Origin of the sequence: Turicibacter sp. KK003 (assembly GCF_037014675.1) — a bacterium.
Taxonomy (GTDB): domain Bacteria; phylum Bacillota_I; class Bacilli_A; order MOL361; family Turicibacteraceae; genus Turicibacter; species Turicibacter faecis.
This window is the reverse complement of record NZ_CP142738.1, coordinates 202,910-225,000: the sequence shown is the minus strand read 5'-3', so window position 1 is coordinate 225,000 and position 22,091 is coordinate 202,910. Positions and strand designations below refer to the sequence as shown.

Genomic DNA, 22,091 nt, shown 5'->3' with positions numbered 1-22,091 from the left:
TCGTCTTTTTGACGACTCATTTATAATATCATTCCGACACAAGATTGTCAAAAGTTTTTTTTATTAATTTTCAGTTAATGTGGGGCCGATTCTTGGCCCCCCCTTTACTTCAGTATCCTTTTTGAAAATAAATTAAAGAAAAATCCTTTTTTCACTACCTCTTTTGGCTTAGGTGCATCAATTTCTTCATTTTGATAGACTTTTAATGGATTCTCATAAAATAATTCCTCTACTAATTGCAAATCATGCTCTTTAATTACTTCTAAGGCCTCTTTAATTTTAGGCGACCTACGTTTAGTACTATGGGCATCTGTCGCAATAAAATGAATCATATTATGATCAATAAGCGTCATAACTGTCTTTTGAACTCGTTCCCCAAACAACCCCCTAATACTTCCTACATTAGCCTGACACAAAACTCCTAAATTTAAAAATTTTAATAGAAGATTCGGATTTTCCATTATCATTGGATAACGTTCAGGATGTGCCAAGATTGGTACTAATCCCATCAACCTTAATTCATAGAAAACATCCTCTGCGTAAATTGGTATGTCGTTCATTGGAAACTCAATTAAAATGTATCTTGAGTTATTTAAGGTAGCAACTTCACCTTCTCGCACTAGTTTAGGCAGATCCGGGGTAATATAAATTTCATGACCAACCGATAAGTTTAACAAAATTCCCTCTTTATATAGACATTTATTCACTTCTTGAACTAATCCTTCTAAGTGGTTTTTATTAGATGAATCATTATATTGGATATAGTGAGGGGTACAAATAATATTTTTTATTCCTTGACTGGTAGCAATCCGAGCCATTTCTAATGTTTCATCCATATCTTTTGCACCATCATCTATACCCGGTAAAATGTGACAATGAAGATCGATCATTTTATTTTCTCCTCCCTTTATCTATTACTTTTTATTATAGCATTTCCGTTATCAGCCCCTTTAGATTTTACATTAAAATGTGACTTATATCATATTTTTTATTCTATTTATCTGATAAAATTAGTATACCATTTAGGAAAGGATTGAAATTTATGCAAGAAATGATTTATATGAAGTGTGGTTGTGAATTTAAGGATGGACAGGCCGTTGCAGATAAAGTAAGAATGAAAGGATTTGCAGATCGAGAAATGCCTCAACCCGCTACCATTAATTGCAGCTGTGGAAAGAGTTATACTAAGACTAAACTAGTTGATAACTGCCCGAACTGCCAAATGACATACGCGGTTACGCCCTGTTCTGCTGACGATCATAAATACATTGTCCCCGCGGGAATTAATTATTAAAAACATCGGGTCATATCGCCCGATGTTTTTTTATTTTATATGCTTTTCAATTGCGCTCTAACAACAAAGCGTTGCGGCGTAGGTCCCATATAAATGAAAGGATAACATGTAACAAGTGTAATGGTCGGCTCCTGAGACTTTTCATAAATATATGGATCGTATGGATCCACAATCTGAATTTCTTTAACTTCAAACACCAACGTACTCTCTACCCCCTGAATCGTAATGTGGTCACCCACCTCAATATCTTTTAATTCCCATAGCACATTCTCCCTATGCCCATATAGAACAGAGTTTCCTATAGCACCCGGAAGAACCGTTAATTCATCTAACCCTATTCCCTGACTTAATTCCTTATCAGTTGTTCCTACATGGATGGGAATTTTTTTTTCATTATTACCTAATTGTAAAATTCCAATAATTCCATCCGTGCGCTCCGCTTTTTCCTCTTCTGGTGTTTTATCCTCTTTGACATCCTCCCACTTGTCTAAGGCCATGTTTATCCCCTGATGAACTTCTAAAATTGGATATACAGCATATACACAACACAATGTTCCCACAACTATGAGTACGGCAGAGACCCATTTTCTCAATACTCATCCCTCCTCTATATAATAAAAGAGAAACAAAAGTTTCTCTTTTATTATTGATTAAACTTCAAATTGTCAAACGTGACAATAGTCTTCGTTTTATTCTTTCCATCAATATACTCAATTTTTACTGGATCGCCTTCATAACTAATTGGAAGTTCTGCCGATATCGTTCCAGATCCCATTAATAACAATTCAGGATGCTCCTTTAAAAGAATCGTATAATAGGTATTTCCATCCGTTTGACTTGTCCCTATTCGCTCAATTGTTGCTTCTATAGTCTTATGTTCTCCAAGTGATGAGTCTAATAAACTTCCTTGAGTTCCAAATACTAATTTTGCATAGTTCGTTCTAGCCTCATCCAAAGTTTCTCCTGTCCCTACCTTTGAATAATCTTTCACATTAACAAAAGCATATTGTTTCACCAAGCCCTGGTTATCCTTTAAAGTCGTAAAATATGTAGGCTCATTTTCAATATTTAACAAGACAGGAAAACTAGCCTCATATCCTAAATGTTGCACCTTTCCTTCAGCGGATTTCATAGCAGCAGTTTCAGTTGCCCCTGCTATTTTATAGAAAGTTGTTTCCTTTGTTCGAGTGTTAGATAACATAAACCCTACTGTTGATTCATCCGATCCCGATGAAGTCATTCCTGTATAAAAATACCATTCACCATCAATAAACATGTAATTAGTTCCTGGCGTCGTTTGAATGATATCCTTTTTAGCAAATAAAGTATTCATAAAGCCGTTTTTGTACCATCCCCAGTCATTTATTTGATTGATAACAAAGGATTGTGGTTGAATTCGATCGATCCATTTTGGGGCATCTTCTACAGAATATTTATTGGTTTCACCGGTTTGTGCATCTACAACAACAACCCCTGTTGCATCTGATCCCCCATGAATTCCAACCTTTTTGGTGTAAGTAGTCACCACCCAGTATGGACGTCCACTATCATCTAATTCAAATGAATAATCGGTTAATCCACTAAACATATTCCCCTCAAAATAAACTTTACGACGTATATCTTGATTAAAATAGGCTGAAGGTAGATACTTCAAGTTAATTGGATTTCCCTTTGAATCTTCTTGTACTAATCGTACATCTTGGGCATCTGTAGCTGAAACCATAATGTACCCTGGTGTTCCCTCTCTATTAGTAAACCATTTAATAATATCGATATGTTCAAGCGGGGCAACCCAGTATAAAGAATCCTTTATACTAATCAGTGTATAATCACCTACATAAACCTGTGATCCCAATCCGACGTCTTCGCCTAGCTTTTTATCCCCTAGTCGTCTAGCGTAGGCCTCATCGACAGTAGGAATCTTTTTTAAATCCATTTCAGGTATTTCCTGTTCAAACTCTTTCGTCTCAATATCCCCAATCAGATTTCGATATTGTTGACTTAAAAAAAGTGGCAGAGATGATACCTGATATCCCAAATAAATGAGCAATAACAGAATGACACATCCTTTAACCTTTTTACCCGGGAAATGAATCGGTTTTCCCTTGACCGCATCCTGAAAGATATAACGAACATCTTCGTAAAAATATGCAATGCATACAATAATAGCTAGACCAAAAAATAAATTAAATCCCTCTTCAAACTTAACATTTAAAGGAACTAGCAAGATATAGTCCGCTATAAAAAATAAAATTACCAAAGGGATAACGGTAACTAAAATATTCTTTAACCTCTTCACTTAACTCACTCCCTCTCATATAATGAGCCTATTATACCAAAGAGCATTCACCAATACCATAGTTTAGGTAAATTCTTCTTTAGTATTATTTACGCATCCAATTGAAAAATCTAAAATAAGAGAATTAACAAAAAAATCTGACATCCATTTTTAAAATCTACACTAATCCCTAACCAATCATCCCGCTAATAAACCTACTTCATCTAGATTCTAATCCTAATAGTAGAAACTAAAAAAAACCAGCGATCGCTGGTTTGGGGTTAAGAATTTAATTATATAGATAGTGCTATGATTTTAGTGTCTTTTAGATTTGTCATTTTAAATTTGACGGGCTTAATGTTAGTTTTATTTTATTTGAGGAGTACAAAACTAATTTATTAAATAAATATCATCGTGATAAGTTATTTAAAGTCATATATCAATAATATTTATAAATCTATTTTTCACACTACCCTAATATTCTTAACAATTAATATTATACTATAAAAATATTCATTATTGTGAAAAAAAACAAAAACTTTGTGATTTTTTTATATATACATCAATAAGAGGTAGATCTTAATCTACCTCTTATTGATTTACTTCTCGATTGCCCCTAATACCTCATCTACCATTTTAATTGTTGAATTAAATCCACCTGTTGCTGTGTACCAAATAGCAGCATCTAAATAAACAATATTATTATTTTGAGCGGCACTTGTTGAATTAATTAACTCATTATCAAGTGTACCTTGGGCATTTGAATCTCCACCAACAACAGCACCTCGGTCAATAACAAATAAGTAATTAGGATTTATATTTGAGATATATTCAAAAGATACTTTTGAACCATGTGTCGAAGATTCTCCTAAGTTTTCATCTGCTTCTTTAAATCCGAAATTTTGATGAATCATTCCAAAGCGTGAATTAGCACCATAAGCACTAACTGCTCCCTCATTTGTTAAAACAACTAAAGCATTTAATCCTTGCTCACTTACTTTCTTATTCAAATCCTCAATTTTTTCGTTAACCTCAGCTAATCCCTTTTCAACAATATCTGTTTTATCAAAAATATCGGCAAGTACCTTCATGTTTTTTTCAAAAGAGGCTAAATAATCTTCACTATCTAATCCCATGTAAAGCGTTGGCGCAATTTTGCTTAATTCTTCGTAGTAGTCTGCCTGACGCCCTGAGATAATAATTAACCCTGGATTCATTTCATAGATTTTTTCTAAATCTGGTTCCTTTAATCCTCCAACATTCACATATTCATCCGATTCAAATTTTGATAAATGACTAGGAATAGCACCCGATTTAGGTAATCCTTTAACTTCTACCCCCATATAATCCAACGCATCTAAAATACCAAAATCAAATACAACGATGTTTTTAGGATTTTTTTCAACAACCGTCTTTCCGTACTCATGGGTAACTTCTACTGTTTGTTTCTCAGTTTCCTTAGGATCTTTTGCTTCTTGATCAACGGGCTGTGAGCACGCCACTAATGATACAACCCCTATTCCTGCAATAACATTCATAAATAACTTCTTAAGCCTAATCTTCATTTTTTATTTTCCACCTTTTCCTTAATATATTTTAAACTAATAATAAACACATATTTTTTTATTATTAATCTTTTGAACATTAAATTCCATTTCATATAACTTACTTAATATCGATTCCTTCATAATTTCATCTCTAGTTCCTGATATGACAACCTCACCCTCCTTTAGAGCGATAATTTCATCAGAGTAACAAGAGGCAAAATTAATATCATGGATCACCATAACAACTGTTTTTCCTAATTCATCGGTAATCTTGCGTAATATTTTCATAATCTGCACACTATGCTTCATATCTAAATTATTCAACGGTTCATCTAAAAAGATATAATCCGTATCTTGTGCCAAAACCATTCCAATGAATGCACGTTGTCTCTGACCACCACTCAACTCATCCAAAAATTTATGTTGGATATCTCCTAATTTCATATAATCAATCGCTTCATCAATTTTGTTGATATCTTCCTGAGTTAAATTACCCTGGCTATGTGGAAAGCGACCAAATGAAACTAAATCCCTTACACTTAAGCGGACATTTAAATGATTACTCTGTTTTAAAATACCTATTACCTTAGAAAGTTCCTTTGTGTTCCAATGGGAGATTTCTTTTCCTTCAATAAATACTTCACCCGCATCCATTTTGAGTAGGCGACTCATCATCCCAAGAACCGTACTTTTCCCAGCCCCATTAGGTCCAATAAATGACGTAATTTTTCCTTTTTTTATGCAAAAAGAAACATCATTCACAACCGGCTTTGAGCTATACTTTTTCGAAATTCCTTTAACCTCAATCATGCACGCTCCTCCTTTAATAAGATGTAAATAAAATATAAACCACCTATAAAATTAATAATTACCCCTACCGTTGTACTAAAGTGAAAGACTCTTTCCACTAAAAACTGTCCACCAATCAGCGCTGCTAAACTTAAAAGAATAGCAGTAGGAACTATTACGCTATGACGATAATCCTTCACCAACTGATAAGCCAAGTTGGTTACTAAGATACCAAGAAAAGTAATAGGTCCTACAAGTGCAGTAGAAACAGAGACTAGAATTGACACGATAATTAAGATTTTTTTTACCATATAGTCATAGTTAATTCCAAGATTAACGGCTTGCTCTTTTCCTAATGACATAACATCTAACTTTTTAAAATCTTTACAAATGCATCCAATTGCAACACTTACTATAATAATTGAAATCATTAACAGGGAAGACTGAACATTATTAAAACTTGCAAACATTTTATTTTGAACAATGAGAAATTCATTCGGATCCATTACCATTTGCATAAAAGAAGACAGACTACTGAATAATGTCCCGAAAACCATTCCAACCATTAAAAGAAAGAATAAGTTCGTCCCTTCTCTTTTAAACATCATTTTAAAAAGGAATAATGAAAAAATAATCATCAATGCAGCAGAGAATAAAAAGTTAATATTAGACCCTGCAAGTGCAATATTTAGTGACCCAAAAACAAAAACAATTAACGTTTGGAACAAGTTATATAAAGAATCTAAGCCCAATACACTTGGCGTTAATATTCTGTTATTCGTTACGGTTTGAAAAATAACTGAAGAAAGTGCAATCCCACTTCCCGTGAGAGCAATAGCTATTAGTTTCGGTACCCTTAAAGATAAAGCATATTGATAAGAGTTTGGATTTAATCCATACATCAAAAACAAGAAACTACTAACAACAACTAAAACAATTAAAATAATCAATACCTTATGCCGACGCATTTGAACCCCTCCTCATCAGCATGTATAAGAAGATTATACTTCCGATAACCCCAACGGTTAAACCGATAGAAACTTCGTATGGATATATAACGATTCGTCCAATCACATCACAGGCTAATAGAAATAAGGCTCCCATCAAAGCTGTATGCCAGAGACCACGTTTTAAATTATCTCCTAAATACATCGACACCACATTAGGAACAATTAATCCAATAAACGGGATCGATCCAACCGTAATAATAATCACAGATGTAATCAGAGCAATAATTGTTAATCCAACGTTTACTACCCACTTATGATTTAAACCTAAATTTGCTGAAAAATCTTCTCCCATTCCTGCAATCGTAAATTTATTGGCATACAGAAACGCAATAAAAACCAAAGGAATACTAAGATATAACAGTTCATAATTTCCTTTCATAATATTCGTAAAATCCCCTTGAGCCCAAGACGAAATATTTTGAACTAAATCGAACTGATAAGCAATAAAGCTAGTAATTGAATTCACAACATTTCCAAGCATCATCCCGATTAAAGGAATAAACAAGGAATTTCGGAACTTTACTTGCTTCATAATTCCCATAAAGAGAAATGTCCCTAGCAATGAACAAATAAAGGCAAACACCATTTTATGAACCAGTGATGCCCCGGCAAAAAAGACCATCGCAATTAACATTCCGAGTTTAGCAAAATCCATTGTAGCCGCCGTTGTCGGAGAAACAAACTTATTCCTTGTTAATTGTTGCATAATTAAACCGCAAATCCCCATTCCAACCCCGGTCACACAAACACTCAATAGACGTGGAATACGACTAATAAAAAGGATATATAATTGTTGAGAATCTCCGTTCAAAATGGAGGATAACGTTACGTCGCTTGCACCTATAAAAACAGAAATAACCGATAGCACTCCTAATAAAATGATTAAATACCTCTTCCTCATATACTCCCCTCTTCCTAAATTAACATTTACTATTTATATCCTTTATGATATAATTCACACATTGAAATTGATAATCGTTATCAAAAGATCTATTTATAGTATACCATTATTTATACATAATCGCTAGTTATAACTTTTATTTTTCAATCACATTTTATCGACGTTATTAGGGGGATTAAACATGCATCATACAGAGTTAATTAATCATAGCACAGACAGTACATATGGTCATCAAGTGTATCAGTACATAGAGAAACGGTTTTCCACGACGTTAAAATTAGACGATGTTGCCCGTCACTTTAATTTAAACAAATGTTACTTCTGCTCAGTTCTAAAAAAGGAAACAGGAATGACATTCACCCAAATAGTCAGAGAAGTTCGCGTTGAAAAGAGCAAGCTCCTTTTAACAAATAGTAATCTTTCTACACTTACAATTGCGTTAACCGTAGGGTTCAATAATCAGAATTACTTTAATATGTCATTTAAAAAGTTAACAGGAATGACACCACTCGAATATAGACGACTCGCCCATCAAAATAAAAGAGCGTAAACATCCATTTGTTTACGCTCTTTTTATTAATCTATTAAAAGTTCTCGCAGAATTCTACCATCTGCCTCATTCATTTTAAATCCTAAAATTGCCGCACATGTTGGAGCAATATCAACGACTTTAGCAACTGAAATTTCTTTTCTAGGTATAATTCCAGGACCGCTTAAAATTAAACACGGTTGCTCTCCCTTGCTTGGAATATGTCCGTGTGTTCCACGACTTACCCGGTAATCGTTATTCATAATTGGATTTTGATAGTCAGCTTGGAGATTGAAACCAAATGATGCCCCATCTTTCGCCTCTAAAACGAATGTAAAATCCCCGTCTAAATGATAAGTCTCTTTAACTTGTTCACGTGTAAATATATGTTCAATATGCAATAACTCACGATTCTCATTTAATAGTCTATAGACCTTCTCTTCTAATTCCTTATCATTCTTATCTTTTAGGTAAACATGGGCTGAGATGGCACTTGATTGAATGTATGCCTTCCAATCAACAATATCACCATTTTCATCTAAACTTAATAATCCGTTTTCAATTAGTAATTTATTAGGATTTATACTCATATCGATATCTAATTGTCCATGATCGGAACAGAATACAAATGTTGTCTGTTCATAAACCCCTTGAGCCTTTAATTCATCTACCACAATCGCTAACATGTCATCCAAGTACTTATATGCATCTACTAATTTTTCTGAAAAAACACCGTATGAATGACGATAGTGATCCGGCAATGTCATGTGCATTAGGATAACCTCAGGTTGATAACGATTAATCACATATTTTGAGGCTAATGCTGAAAACTTATCTGTCGAATAATAATTTGGTAACGTCCAAGCCTCCGCACAATAATCCCACATTTCCTGCGTTAACACATCATTTGAATTTTTACGGATTTCAAATTCTTGCTCTTCTTTTGGATAATGAATTCCGGCACGTTGAACAACATAATCCACATCGGCACCAATTAAAGTTGGCCAACTATTAATAAATACTTTATATCCATTTTCATTGGCTAATTCCGGAAGAATCTGAGCTTTATTTTGATCGCGTCGCTCATACCATGGTGCATTTTTAACTAGCGGAGTAAACACCTCATTAGTAATAACTCCATGTTTTTGTGGATATGTTCCTGAAACAATAGACGCATGTGCAGTATACGTCATTGAAGGATAAACTGTCTCTACCGATTTTACAATAGAGGCTTTCTCTAAAATCGGAGAAAAAGTAGGTAGTTTTTTTAATATTTCAATATCTTTTCCAATCATTGCGTCAAATGAGATTAGCAATAACCTTCTTTTCATTATAATCACTCACTTTTCCTGTTGCTTTATACAATATCTGTTCAACTACAATAATGGCATAAAAACTTAAAATTGTCCAATCTTTAACGTCACACATCTCTCTCATCCTGCATAAACTAAAATAGAAAGATTAGAATGGGGGAGATACCTTTGAAGGTCATGAACACTATTCTTCTATTATTCACCCTATTACTTATTCTTATCAGTCTATTAACCAACGCATCAGACGATACACCTCAATCAACAAGTAATAACACCGACTGTAATATCCAATTATCTGAGCCTAAAAATTTTAAAAATTTAATAAATGATTTATATCCTATGTAAAAGGAAGCCCCTTAACTAATATTAAGGGACTTCCTTTTCTTATTAATATCCAAACATGATTTTATAAATAACATAAAACCATCCTAATAAACCGTGAATAATCGCCCATAAAATAGAATGGTTTGAATTAAAAGAAACCACGACAGCAATCATCATTCCTAAATTGTAGCTTTTACCTAGAGTTGTTAAGGCGCCCTTTCGAAATTGATGACGATAGTCCTCTCGAAGTTCTGCCCTTAATTCCTCTTTCAATTGGTCACGCCAATAATCTTTCTGTGAATGATCACTTCCATCACTAATAATCTCTGCATCCACAACCTCTACAGGTTCATTGTATTGCCCCATTACATTTCATCCTTTATTATTTTGTTTTTAACTTTTCTAATTCCTCTGCCGTAAAATGGTGGCGTTCCATACAGAAGTAGCAAACAGCCTCAGCGCCATTATCTTCATCAATCATTGCCTGAATTTCATCATTCCCTAAACTCATAATTCCACTCTCAAATCTTTCCTTTGAGCAATTACATTCAAAGCGAACTTCTTGATGTTCTAATATACGAACTTCCTCACCAAATATAGCCTCTAACATTTTTTCAGATGTATATCCCTCATCAATCATTGTAGAAACTGGTTTAATCGTAGACAATGCTGTTTCTAATTTAGTCAATGTTTCTTCTGTTGCCCCTGGCATGACTTGAAGGATAAATCCTCCCGCCGCACGAACCGAATTATCTGGTTCAACAAGCACACCAACCCCTACTGCAGAAGGAACCTGCTCTGAAACTGCATAATAATACGTAAAATCGTCACCGATTTCTCCTGTCTGTAATGGAACCTGCCCAGTAAAATAATCTTTTAACCCTAAATCCTTAGTTACTGAAAGTTGCCCATCAGTACCAACAGCCATTCCTACATTTAACTTTCCAGAATCGTATTGAAAATGAACCTCAGGGTTAGATGCGTATCCTCTTACACAACCTTTTGAATCAGCGTCTACGATAATAGATCCAATCGGTCCATTACCGTTAATACGAATAGTAATTTTTTCATCACCTTTTAGTTGGCTTCCCATCATTGCTCCAACCGTTAGTGTTCTTCCTAACGCTGCTGCTGCAGTTGGCCAACATCCATGACGTCGACGTGCTTCTTCAACTAAATGAGTTGAACTAACAGCAAATGCACGAATTTGATCGTCAAACGCTAATGCTTTAACTAAATAATCTTTCATTGACAATTCCTCCTGATCAATAATTATTGCTTAGGAAATTTTTAAATATAACTTATATTAGCCATTTTACATGAAGAAAATCATTTTGGAAAGTTAAATTAATGTTCCACCTAATCAAAACTAGGCTATTCCCCTTATATTATGCTTATTATACGATATTTAATAATTCCTTTCCTCAAATACATCTGAAGAAAAAGAGTTTCCCCTATGAGTAAACCCCGAATTTAAACTTACAATAAACACGACTAATAAAAGTGATACTTAAAATTTTTAATACATTAGTGCCGCTCATATCTTATCTTTCCGGTGAGTGAGATTATACTTATTTAGGGTGAGACGAACCCTCTTAGTTCCCTATTCACAACGCCTAAAAAAAACACTCTTAATAAAAGAGTGTTTTTTTAATCAATAACAGGTAATTTATCATTCGATAAAGTTAAAGTTGATTTTAATTTATAGTTACTATCGCGGACTAATTTAAACTTATTTTGCTTAGCACTTTCTTTTTCAGAATTAACATTATAAGCAGTTTCTTCTAGTCTACCTTTTTCAACTAACTCATCGATTTGTTCTTTTGTTAACGTTTCATATTCTAATAAGGTTTCGGCGATTAACTTCACCAAATCCTGATTTGATAATAAAACTTGTCGGCAACGATCATAACATGAACTAATAATTTTTTGAACTTGCTCATCAATTTGTCTAGCCAAATGATCCGAGAAATTCTTATCTTTATTATAATCACGGCCTAAGAAAACATTTCCGCTACGTTGTTCGTATTGAATAGGTCCTAAGTCACTCATTCCATATTCAGTTACCATCGCACGTGCAATTCCTGTAGCCTTTTGGAAATCATTATGTGCCCCTGTCGTTACCTCATGGAACGTAATCTCTTCTGACACACGACCTGCTAATAAACCAGTAATGCGATCTAACAGGTCTTGTTTTGTTTGTAAGAATGTTTCTTCTTCCGGTAACATTAAGGCGTATCCACCAGCTTCACCACGTGGAATAATTGTAACCTTATGAACAACTTCTGCATTCTCTAACTTAATACCAACAACCGCATGTCCTGCCTCGTGATAAGCAACAACGCGACGTTCTTTTTTAGAGAATACTTTTGATTTTTTAGCTGGCCCCATCATAACACGATCCGTTGCTTCATCAATATCATGCATTTTAATCTGCTTACGATTTTCACGAGCCGCTAATAAAGCTGATTCATTTAATAAATTTTCTAAATCCGCACCACTAAATCCTGGAGTTCGGCGAGCAATATCTTCTAGACGAACTTCTGGAGCCAAACGTTTATTACGTGAATGAACTTTTAAGATTGCCTCACGACCTTTAACATCTGGACGACCAATTGTAATCTGGCGGTCAAATCGTCCAGGTCTTAATAAAGCGGGATCCAATACATCTGGACGGTTAGTTGCAGCCATAACAATAATTCCTGAATTTGGACCGAATCCATCCATTTCTACAAGCAATTGATTTAACGTCTGCTCACGTTCATCGTGTCCGCCACCCATTCCGGCTCCACGTTGACGCCCTACCGCATCAATTTCATCAATAAAAATAATACATGGTGCTGTTTTTTTGGCAGTTTGGAACATGTCACGAACGCGACTCGCCCCTACCCCTACAAACATTTCTACGAAATCAGAACCTGAAATCGAATAGAATGGAACTCCTGCCTCACCAGCTACCGCTCGGGCAAGTAATGTTTTCCCCGTTCCAGGAGGTCCTACTAAAAGAATACCTTTTGGAACACGTGCACCCATTTCATTATACTTAGCCGGGTTTTTAAGGAAGTCAACAACCTCTACTAACTCCTCTTTTTCTTCATCATTTCCGGCTACATCATCAAATGAAATTCCTTCCTGTTTAGATAACTTAGCACGGCTTTTACCGAAATCAAAGGCTTTATTATTCCCTCGCTGAGCTGATCTAAACATGAACATGATTACACCTAAGAATAAGACAGTTAAAATAGCATAAGATAAGAAACTCCATACCTTACCAATCGTTGAAGCCACAGTATTCTCTAATTTAACATCCTTTTCAAGTGCTAAATTACTAATTTTCTCATATGACTTGTCAGCTACTACAATCGTATATGGAACCTCTTTTTCTTCAACCTTCATTTTACCTGAAATATTCCACAAGTTTTTATTATCCTCACCGTCAACCGGACGGGCCTCCATGGAAATAACATTTCCATTTTCAATATTGCTAATAAATTCATTATAGGTTGGTTGTTCAATCACCGGCTGTTGTGGCTCCATGAAAATGAACCCATATAAACCTAAAACGATAATAAACAATAGAAAATAGATTCCAATACTTTGCGGACCTTTTTTCTTAAAGCTATTTTGCTTTTTGAAACTATTAATCTTATCTTTTGGATTAATTGGCGGCATTGTAGCACCCCTTTCTTATTTCATGTAAACTTCCTCTTTAAGAATACCTACATACGGTAAGTTACGATAATATTCATCATAGTCTAACCCGTATCCTACAACGAATGCCTTAGGAATTGTAAATCCAATATATTTTGGCTCCATCTCAACGACACGCCCTTCAGGTTTATCAAGCATTGTAACAACCTCAACCGAAGCAGCACCTCGATGTTTTAATAATGCTATCACTTTTGTTAATGTGAACCCTGTATCTACGATATCCTCTACAATAATGATATGACGATTTTCCACTGAAATGTCTAAATCCTTTAAAATTTTTACCTGTCCAGAAGAAGTTGTTCCACCATGATAGCTTGATACATCCATAAACTCAATTTGAATCGGCATATTCATATGCTTCATTAAATCTCCAATAAATGGGATTGATCCTTTTAATAAGCCTAATAAAATAGGTTTCTTGCCTGCATAATCAACTTCTAACTCTTTTGCTAATTGTGCTGCCTTCTCTTCAATTTGTTCAGTAGTAAATAAAATTTCTTTAATATCGTTACGCATCTTCTTCATTCCCTCCGCGATGTTTATAAACAATTGTCATTGTTTTACCATTTGACTTATGGCAACAAAATGCCGATTTTTTCAAAAGTGGTACCCAAAGAATCTTATCATTTGAATCAACCACAATAGGCCATGTGTCCCTCAATAACCGAGGAACCTTACCCTCTATCATTATTTCCTTAATCTTTTTCGAACCTGATCCATTCATTAATTGAATACGATCTCCGGGTTGACGAGTACGAACTTTTAACGGCAATTCTATTTCATTATAACACAAATGGACTTCGTTAATGCAAAATTTTTCCGGTTTTTCATCGACTTTGTTCTCGCTTACTTTCAGAATATCTCCATTAGGCAACACAACACTATCATTAAGGGATAGCGTAAACTCGTATTCCTCTGAACTAGTCATATCTTTAGAAAAACTAACCTTATCATAGGCCACAATACAGCGAATCTGATGCGGTAAAAATAAGGTTAAATTAGGCTTAGGATTTCTTATAAGTTCTAAAACTTTTTCAATATGAATATGTTGAATATCTTTAATTACAAACTGTTGCAAAATTCGCTTGATTAAACGTCTCGATAAACTTGGAGGCAACTGTTGAATAAAACGACGAGAAAGCCAAACATCGTTACCTTGTCGATATGTATTCTCCATTAGTTCATCAACTTGTTGACTAAAATATATTTCATCATCATTTAACTGCTCACCTATAACATTCAAATGTTCATATACAGATGGGCTTTCCTTTACGAGTTCGGGAACAATATACTTACGAATACGGTTTCTCGTATAGACATCACTTTGATTAGATTCATCCTCACGGAATTTAACCCCCTCCCGTTCACAATACCCATAAATCTGTTTTTTAGTAACACGGATTAACGGACGAACCACTTTTAAATGTTGACTAACCCTTTTAGCCTTAATCCCTATAAGCCCATTGGGACTTTCGAAATACAACAATCGTTGAATTTGTGTCTCCAGTTGATCATCGGCATGATGGGCTGTTACTAAACAATCCGCTCCATACTTCTTAGCGACTGATCTAAAAAAATTATAACGTTCTTTTCGAGCGTATTCATGAAAGTTTTCCGTTGTCCCCCCCGGGGGTAAATAATAAACCTCATACGGTAATTGATAGTTAGTTGCAATCTTTTGGACTAATAACTCGTCTAAATCAGCATTTTTTCTTTTCTTATGATTCACATGCGCAACTACTAAGGATAGTTGATAATTAGTAGCGTAATGCTTTAAAAAATGAAGCAGTGCCATCGAATCTGCCCCTCCAGATACGGCCACGATGACCCGCTCCCTTTGGTCAAATAAATCATATTTTTTTATCGTCTCTAATACGACCTTTTGCATTAAATGTCAAACTCCTTATACAACAAAATCTTATTTTTTATTATATCTCTTTTAAAATAAAAAAAAAGTGTCATTACAAGTTTCATACACTTTTTATCCATTATGGAATGCCAATAATAAAAAGCGATTAGAAATTATCTAATCGCCACTGTAATAAAAATTTTAATGATATATCCTCACCCTAAAGGGGGAATTGATTGAAGAATAAATATAACTATTTGCGCATATAATTGTATTAATTCTTTTAAAAATAAACTTTAAATGATTCAACCTGATCCTTCATTTTACGGATCACCGAATGCGGCTCTGCACCCAGTAAAAACGATATCCTTATCGTAAATTTTATTTAATTGTCAACTCGAACACGGCCCTCTAATACCAAAGGCACTCTTATACTTCCTAAACACTTCGATTTCTTTTTTAACACATTTTATTTCTCTTATCCGAACACGGCCCTCTAATACTAAAGGCACTCTTATACTTCCCAAACACTTCGATTTCTTTTTTAACACATTTTATTTCTCTTATCCGAACACGGCCCTCTAATACCAAAGGCACTCTTATACTTCCCAAACACTTCGATTTCTTTTTTAACGCATTTTATTTCTCTTATCCGAACACGGCCCTCTAATATCAAAGGCACTCTTATACTTCCTAAACACTTCGATTTCTTTTTTTACACATTTTATTTCTCTTATCCGAACACGGCCCTCTAATATCAAAGGCACTCTTATACTTCCTAAACACTTCGATTCACTTATTAAATCTCTTTTTCTGTTTTATTAAAGATCTATCCAAGAAGTTTACTCCAGCAACAGTTATTTATTAATTCAAATATACACTTTCATTTTTCTAGCATATTGGCTGCCACTTTTACTATATCGAATTAATAAACCTTCTGTCTCAAATGGCTTCTGTTATTTTCACATTAAACGCTTGTAAAAAGCTTTTTATCGCCTGTTTTGTCCCTTTAGATTCGTAAATCTAATTTACACGGACTAACATTAAAGAACTTCCAAGCCAACCTGACCTCGATTGGCTTTATTTACACATCTTTTCGCACACATTTCGAAACTTCCCGGTTAACCAGCTCCGACCTTGGTTAACTTTTTTTGCACATACTTTTTTAAAATCTTATGACTCGCCAATCAACTCTAACCCTGATCGACTTTACTCACACACTTTTTCGCACACACATTTTTTAATCCTATTACTCACCAATCAACTCTGACTCTGATTGACTTCACTCACACACTTTTTTCGCACACACTTTATTTCTTAAATCTTATTACTTACCAACCAGCCCTGACTCTGATTGACTTCACTCACACACTTTTTTCGCACACACTTTGTTTTTAAATCTTATTGCTTACCAACCAGCTCTGACTCTGATTGAATTCACTCACACACTACTTTTTGCACACACTTTATTTTTAACTCTTATTACTGATCAATCAACTCTGACTCTGATTGACTTTACTCACACACTTTTTTCGCACACACTTTGTTTCTTAAATCTTATTGCTTACCAACCAATTTTGAATATTATTGATTTCATTCACACACTTTTCTTAAACTAACTGACTTCATTTTAAACACTTTAAAACTTCCTGGTTAACCAGCTCCGACCTTGGTTAACTTTAATCATACACTACTTTTTCACACACACTTTGTTTTTAAATATTATTGCTTACCTATGAGCTCTGACCCTGATCGACTTTACTCACACACTTTTTTGCACACACTTTGTTTTTAAATCTTATTTCTCGCCAATCAACTCTGACCTTGATCGACTTCACTCACACACTTTTTTGCACACACTTTGTTTTTAAATCTTATTGCTTACCAACCAACTCTGACCTTGATTGACTTCACTCACACACTTTTCTTAAACTAACTGACTTCATTTTAAACATTTTAAAACTTCCTGGTTAACCAGCTCCGACCTTGGTTAACCTTTTTTGCACATACTTTTTTAAAATCTTATGACTCGCCAATCAACTCTGACCCTGATCGACTTTACTCACACACTTTTCCTAAATAAACTGACTTCATTTTAAACATTTTAAAACTTCCTGGTTAACCAGCTCTGACTCTGATTGACTTCACTCACACACTTTTCTTAAACTAACTGACTTCATTTTAAACACTTTAAAACTTCCTGGTTAACCAGCTCCGACCTTGGTTAACTTTAGTCATACACTACTTTTTGCACACACTTTGTTTTTAACTCTTATTTCTCGCCAATCAACTCTGACCTTGATCGACTTCACTCATACACTACTTTTTGCACACACTTTATTTTTAACTCTTATTACTGATCAATCAACTCTGACTCTGATCGACTTTACTCACACACTTTTTCGCACACACATTTTTTAATCCTATTACTCACCAATCAACTCTGACCCTGATTGACTTCACTCACACACTTTTCTTAAATAAACTGACTTCATTTTAAACACTTTAAAACTTCCCGGTTAACCAGCTCCGACCTTGGTTAACTTTAGTCATACACTACTTTTTGCACACACTTTGTTTTTAACTCTTATTTCTCGCCAATCAACTCTGACCTTGATCGACTTCACTCATACACTACTTTTTGCACACACTTTATTTTTAACTCTTATTACTGATCAATCAACTCTGACTCTGATCGACTTTACTCACACACTTTTTCGCACACACATTTTTTAATCCTATTACTCACCAATCAACTCTGACCCTGATTGACTTCACTCACACACTTTTCTTAAATAAACTGACTTCATTTTAAACACTTTAAAACTTCCCGGTTAACCAGCTCCGACCTTGGTTAACTTTAGTCATACACTACTTTTTGCACACACTTTGTTTTTAACTCTTATTTCTCGCCAATCAACTCTGACCTTGATCGACTTCACTCATACACTACTTTTTGCACACACTTTATTTTTAACTCTTATTACTGATCAATCAACTCTGACTCTGATCGACTTTACTCACACACTTTTTCGCACACACTTTGTTTCTTAAATCTTAGTGCTTACCAACCAATTTTGAATATTATTGATTTCATTCACACACTTTTCTTAAATAAACTGACTTCATTTTAAACACTTTAAAACTTCCCGGTTAACCAGCTCCGACCTTGGTTAACTTTAGTCATACACTACTTTTTGCACACACTTTGTTTTTTAATCTTATTACTGATCAATCAACTCTGACCTTGATCGACTTCACTCACACACTACTTTTCGCACACACTTTGTTTTTAAATCTTATTACTCGCCAACCAGCTCTGACTCTGATTGAATTCGCTCACACACTTTTTCACACACACTTTGTTTCTTAAATCTTATTGCTTACCAACCAGCTCTGACTCTGATTGAATTCACTCACACGCTTTTTCGCACACACTTTGTTTTTTAATCTTATTTCTTACTTACCTATCAGCTCTGACTCTGATTGGCTTCACTCACACACTACTTTTCACACACACTTTGTTTCCTAAATCTTATTGCTTACCAACCAATTTTGAATATTATTGATTTCATTCACACGCTTTTCTTAAATAAACTGACTTCATTTTAAACACTTTAAAACTTCCCGGTTAACCAGCTCCGACCTTGGTTAACTTTAGTCATACACTACTTTTTGCACACACTTTGTTTTTTAATCTTATTACTGATCAATCAACTCTGACCTTGATCGACTTCACTCACACACTACTTTTCGCACACACTTTGTTTTTAAATCTTATTTCTCGCCAACCAGCTCTGACTCTGATTGAATTCGCTCACACACTTTTTCACACACACTTTGTTTCTTAAATCTTATTGCTTACCAACCAGCTCTGACTCTGATTGACTTCACTCACACACTTTTTCACACACACTTTGTTTCCTAAATCTTATTGCTTACCAACCAATTTTGAATATTATTGATTTCATTCACACACTTTTCTTAAATAAACTGACTTCATTTTAAACACTTTAAAACTTCCCGGTTAACCAGCTCCGACCTTGGTTAACTTTAGTCATACACTACTTTTTGCACACACTTTGTTTTTTAATCTTATTACTGATCAATCAACTCTGACCTTGATCGACTTCACTCACACACTACTTTTCGCACACACTTTGTTTTTAAATCTTATTTCTCGCCAACCAGCTCTGACTCTGATTGAATTCGCTCACACACTTTTTCACACACACTTTGTTTCTTAAATCTTATTGCTTACCAACCAGCTCTGACTCTGATTAACTTCACTCACACGCTTTTTCGCACACACTTTGTTTTTAAATCTTATTGCTTACCAACCAGCCCTGACTCTGATTGAATTCACTCACACACTTTTTTCGCACACACTTTGTTTTTAAATCTTATTACTGATCAATCAACTCTGACTTTGATCGACTTCACTCACACACTTTTTGCACACACTTTTCCTAAATAAACTGACTTCATTTTAAACATTTTAAAACTTCCTGGTTAACCAGCTCTGACTCTGATTAACTTCACTCACACACTTTTTCGCACACACTTTATTTTTAAATCTTATTTCTCGCCAATCAACTCTGACCCTGACCGACTTTACTCACACACTTTTCCTAAATAAACTGACTTCATTTTAAACATTTTAAAACTTCCTGGTTAACCAGCTCTGACTCTGATTAACTTTACTCACACACTACTTTTTGCACACACTTTGTTTTTAACTCTTATTACTGATCAATCAACTCTGACCCTGATCGACTTTACTCACACACTTTTCCTAAATAAACTGACTTCATTTTAAACATTTTAAAACTTCCTGGTTAACCAGCTCTGACTCTGATTAACTTTACTCACACACTACTTTTTGCACACACTTTGTTTTTAACTCTTATTACTGATCAATCAACTCTGACCTTGATTAACTTTACTCACACACTACTTTTTGCACACACTTTGTTTTTAACTCTTATTACTGATCAATCAACTCTGACCTTGATTGACTTCACTCACACACTTTTTTTGCACATAATTTGTTTTTAATCTTACTACTTACCTATCAGCTCTGACTCTGATTGACTTCACTCACACACTTTTTCGCACACACTTTATTTTTAAATCTTATTTCTCGCCAATCAACTCTGACCCTGATCGACTTTACTCACACACTTTTTTTGCACATAATTTGTTTTTAATCTTACTACTTACCTATCAGATCTGACTCTGATTGGCTTCACTCACACACTTTTTTCGCACACACTTTATTTTTAAATCGTATTTCCCGCCAATCAACTCTGACTTTGATTGACTTCACTCACACACTTTTTCGCACACACTTTGTTTTTTAATCTTATGACTCGCCAATCAACTCTGACTTTGATCGACTTCACTCACACACTTTTTGCACACACTTTGTTTTTTAATCTTATTGCTTACCAACCAGCTCTGACTCTGATTGGCTTCACTCACACACTTTTTCGCACACACTTTGTTTTTTAATCTTATGACTCGCCAATCAACTCTGACTCTGATTAGCTTTATTTTTTGATTATTATTTATTGGCATAAATATTTTTCATTCGAACTTAGTCCTTACAGATCTTTTATCTCTGTTTTAACACTTTACATAAACTTCTCTTTTTGTTCCTCACCGGCTCCGACCCCGGTTTTCTACACTAAACTTTGTTTACACTTTTACCAATTCTTACTTCTAATCTAATCTCTTTTACACTTGGGTATTCAGCTCTGACCCTGATTTACCTCTTTTAAACACTTTTTTATCTCTGTTTTAACACTTTACATAAACTTCTCTTTTTGTTCCTCACCGGCTCCGACCCCGGTTTTCTACACTAAACTTTGTTTACACTTTTACCAATTCTTACTTCTAATCTAATCTCTTTTACACTTGGGTATTCAGCTCTGACCCTGATTTACCTCTTTTAAACACTTTTTTATCTCTGTTTTAACACTTTACATAAACTTCTCTTTTTGTTCCTCACCGGCTCCGACCCCGGTTTTCTACACTAAACTTTGTTTACACTTTTACCAATTCTTACTTCTAATCTAATCTCTTTTACACTTGGGTATTCAGCTCTGACCCTGATTTACCTCTTTTAAACACTTTTTTATCTCTGTTTTAACACTTTACATAAACTTCTCTTTTTGTTCCTCACCGGCTCCGACCCCGGTTTTCTACACTAAACTTTGTTTACACTTTTACCAATTCTTACTTCTAATCTAATCTCTTTTACACTTGGGTATTCAGCTCTGACCCTGATTTACCTCTTTTAAACACTTTTTTATCTCTGTTTTAACACTTTACATAAACTTCTCTTTTTGTTCCTCACCGGCTCCGACCCCGGTTTTCTACACTAAACTTTGTTTACACTTTTACCAATTCTTACTTCTAATCTAATCTCTTTTACACTTGGGTATTCAGCTCTGACCCTGATTTACCTCTTTTAAACACTTTTTTATCTCTGTTTTAACACTTTACATAAACTTCTCTTTTTGTTCCTCACCGGCTCCGACC

Annotated in this window: 16 protein-coding genes; 2 read left to right on the top strand and 14 right to left on the bottom strand. The window is 34.6% G+C overall.

All coding sequences use genetic code 11. The features are described from left to right. Nucleotides 1–104: 104 nt before the first annotated feature. Nucleotides 105–890 (bottom strand): CpsB/CapC family capsule biosynthesis tyrosine phosphatase, encoded by a 786-nt coding sequence (locus VXM77_RS01025; RefSeq protein WP_161832882.1) that lies wholly within the window; start codon nucleotides 888–890, stop codon nucleotides 105–107. 152 nt (nucleotides 891–1,042) lie between these two features. Between VXM77_RS01025 and VXM77_RS01020 the strand changes: the two genes are divergently transcribed. Then, nucleotides 1,043–1,294 (top strand): hypothetical protein, encoded by a 252-nt coding sequence (locus tag VXM77_RS01020; protein WP_202618813.1) that lies wholly within the window; start codon nucleotides 1,043–1,045, stop codon nucleotides 1,292–1,294. Between the two features lie 35 nt (nucleotides 1,295–1,329). On the opposite strand, the gene VXM77_RS01015 is transcribed toward VXM77_RS01020, so the two are convergent. From VXM77_RS01015 to VXM77_RS00990, 6 genes are all read right to left on the bottom strand, one after another. Beyond that, a complete protein-coding gene (locus tag VXM77_RS01015; RefSeq protein ID WP_262953703.1) occupies nucleotides 1,330–1,887 on the bottom strand; it encodes a class D sortase in 558 nt (185 codons plus the stop codon). Between the two features lie 50 nt (nucleotides 1,888–1,937). Further along, nucleotides 1,938–3,593: a hypothetical protein gene (locus VXM77_RS01010; RefSeq protein ID WP_161832885.1), complete on the bottom strand. Its 1,656-nt coding sequence runs from the start codon at nucleotides 3,591–3,593 to the stop codon at nucleotides 1,938–1,940. A gap of 578 nt (nucleotides 3,594–4,171) precedes the next feature. Next, nucleotides 4,172–5,137 (bottom strand): siderophore ABC transporter substrate-binding protein, encoded by a 966-nt coding sequence (locus tag VXM77_RS01005; protein WP_161832886.1) that lies wholly within the window; start codon nucleotides 5,135–5,137, stop codon nucleotides 4,172–4,174. Nucleotides 5,138–5,173: 36 nt separating this feature from the next. Next, nucleotides 5,174–5,929: an ATP-binding cassette domain-containing protein gene (locus VXM77_RS01000; protein WP_338506668.1), complete on the bottom strand. Its 756-nt coding sequence runs from the start codon at nucleotides 5,927–5,929 to the stop codon at nucleotides 5,174–5,176. Continuing rightward, a complete protein-coding gene (locus VXM77_RS00995; RefSeq protein ID WP_262951134.1) occupies nucleotides 5,926–6,876 on the bottom strand; it encodes an iron chelate uptake ABC transporter family permease subunit in 951 nt (316 codons plus the stop codon). The genes VXM77_RS01000 and VXM77_RS00995 overlap by 4 nt, the downstream gene beginning before the upstream one ends. Beyond that, complete coding sequence (locus VXM77_RS00990) at nucleotides 6,863–7,819, bottom strand: ABC transporter permease (protein ID WP_161832889.1); 957 nt, start codon at nucleotides 7,817–7,819, stop codon at nucleotides 6,863–6,865. The genes VXM77_RS00995 and VXM77_RS00990 overlap by 14 nt, the downstream gene beginning before the upstream one ends. A gap of 181 nt (nucleotides 7,820–8,000) precedes the next feature. Between VXM77_RS00990 and VXM77_RS00985 the strand changes: the two genes are divergently transcribed. Further along, nucleotides 8,001–8,369 carry an AraC family transcriptional regulator gene (locus tag VXM77_RS00985; protein WP_338506666.1) on the top strand — a complete coding sequence of 123 codons (369 nt, stop codon included), beginning with the start codon at nucleotides 8,001–8,003 and terminating at the stop codon, nucleotides 8,367–8,369. Between the two features lie 26 nt (nucleotides 8,370–8,395). Here VXM77_RS00985 and VXM77_RS00980 read toward each other — a convergent pair whose 3' ends face one another. The 7 genes from VXM77_RS00980 to tilS form a co-directional block, all read right to left on the bottom strand. Further along, nucleotides 8,396–9,679, bottom strand: coding sequence for an alkaline phosphatase family protein (locus VXM77_RS00980; protein WP_161832891.1), 1,284 nt, complete (start codon nucleotides 9,677–9,679; stop codon nucleotides 8,396–8,398). Next, nucleotides 9,648–9,776, bottom strand: coding sequence for a hypothetical protein (locus VXM77_RS00975; protein ID WP_255421510.1), 129 nt, complete (start codon nucleotides 9,774–9,776; stop codon nucleotides 9,648–9,650). Before VXM77_RS00975 ends, VXM77_RS00980 begins: the two co-directional genes overlap by 32 nt. A gap of 272 nt (nucleotides 9,777–10,048) precedes the next feature. Continuing rightward, complete coding sequence (locus VXM77_RS00970; protein ID WP_161832892.1) at nucleotides 10,049–10,351, bottom strand: CAAX protease family protein; 303 nt, start codon at nucleotides 10,349–10,351, stop codon at nucleotides 10,049–10,051. A 16-nt stretch (nucleotides 10,352–10,367) separates the two neighbouring features. Continuing rightward, complete coding sequence (gene hslO / locus VXM77_RS00965) at nucleotides 10,368–11,234, bottom strand: Hsp33 family molecular chaperone HslO (protein WP_262953706.1); 867 nt, start codon at nucleotides 11,232–11,234, stop codon at nucleotides 10,368–10,370. A 401-nt stretch (nucleotides 11,235–11,635) separates the two neighbouring features. Continuing rightward, entirely contained in the window at nucleotides 11,636–13,657 is a 2,022-nt protein-coding gene (ftsH, locus tag VXM77_RS00960) for an ATP-dependent zinc metalloprotease FtsH (protein ID WP_262951138.1), read from the bottom strand. A 15-nt stretch (nucleotides 13,658–13,672) separates the two neighbouring features. Further along, nucleotides 13,673–14,212 (bottom strand): hypoxanthine phosphoribosyltransferase, encoded by a 540-nt coding sequence (hpt, locus tag VXM77_RS00955; protein ID WP_161832896.1) that lies wholly within the window; start codon nucleotides 14,210–14,212, stop codon nucleotides 13,673–13,675. Further along, entirely contained in the window at nucleotides 14,205–15,584 is a 1,380-nt protein-coding gene (gene tilS / locus VXM77_RS00950) for a tRNA lysidine(34) synthetase TilS (RefSeq protein ID WP_161832895.1), read from the bottom strand. Before tilS ends, hpt begins: the two co-directional genes overlap by 8 nt. Nucleotides 15,585–22,091: the final 6,507 nt, after the last annotated feature.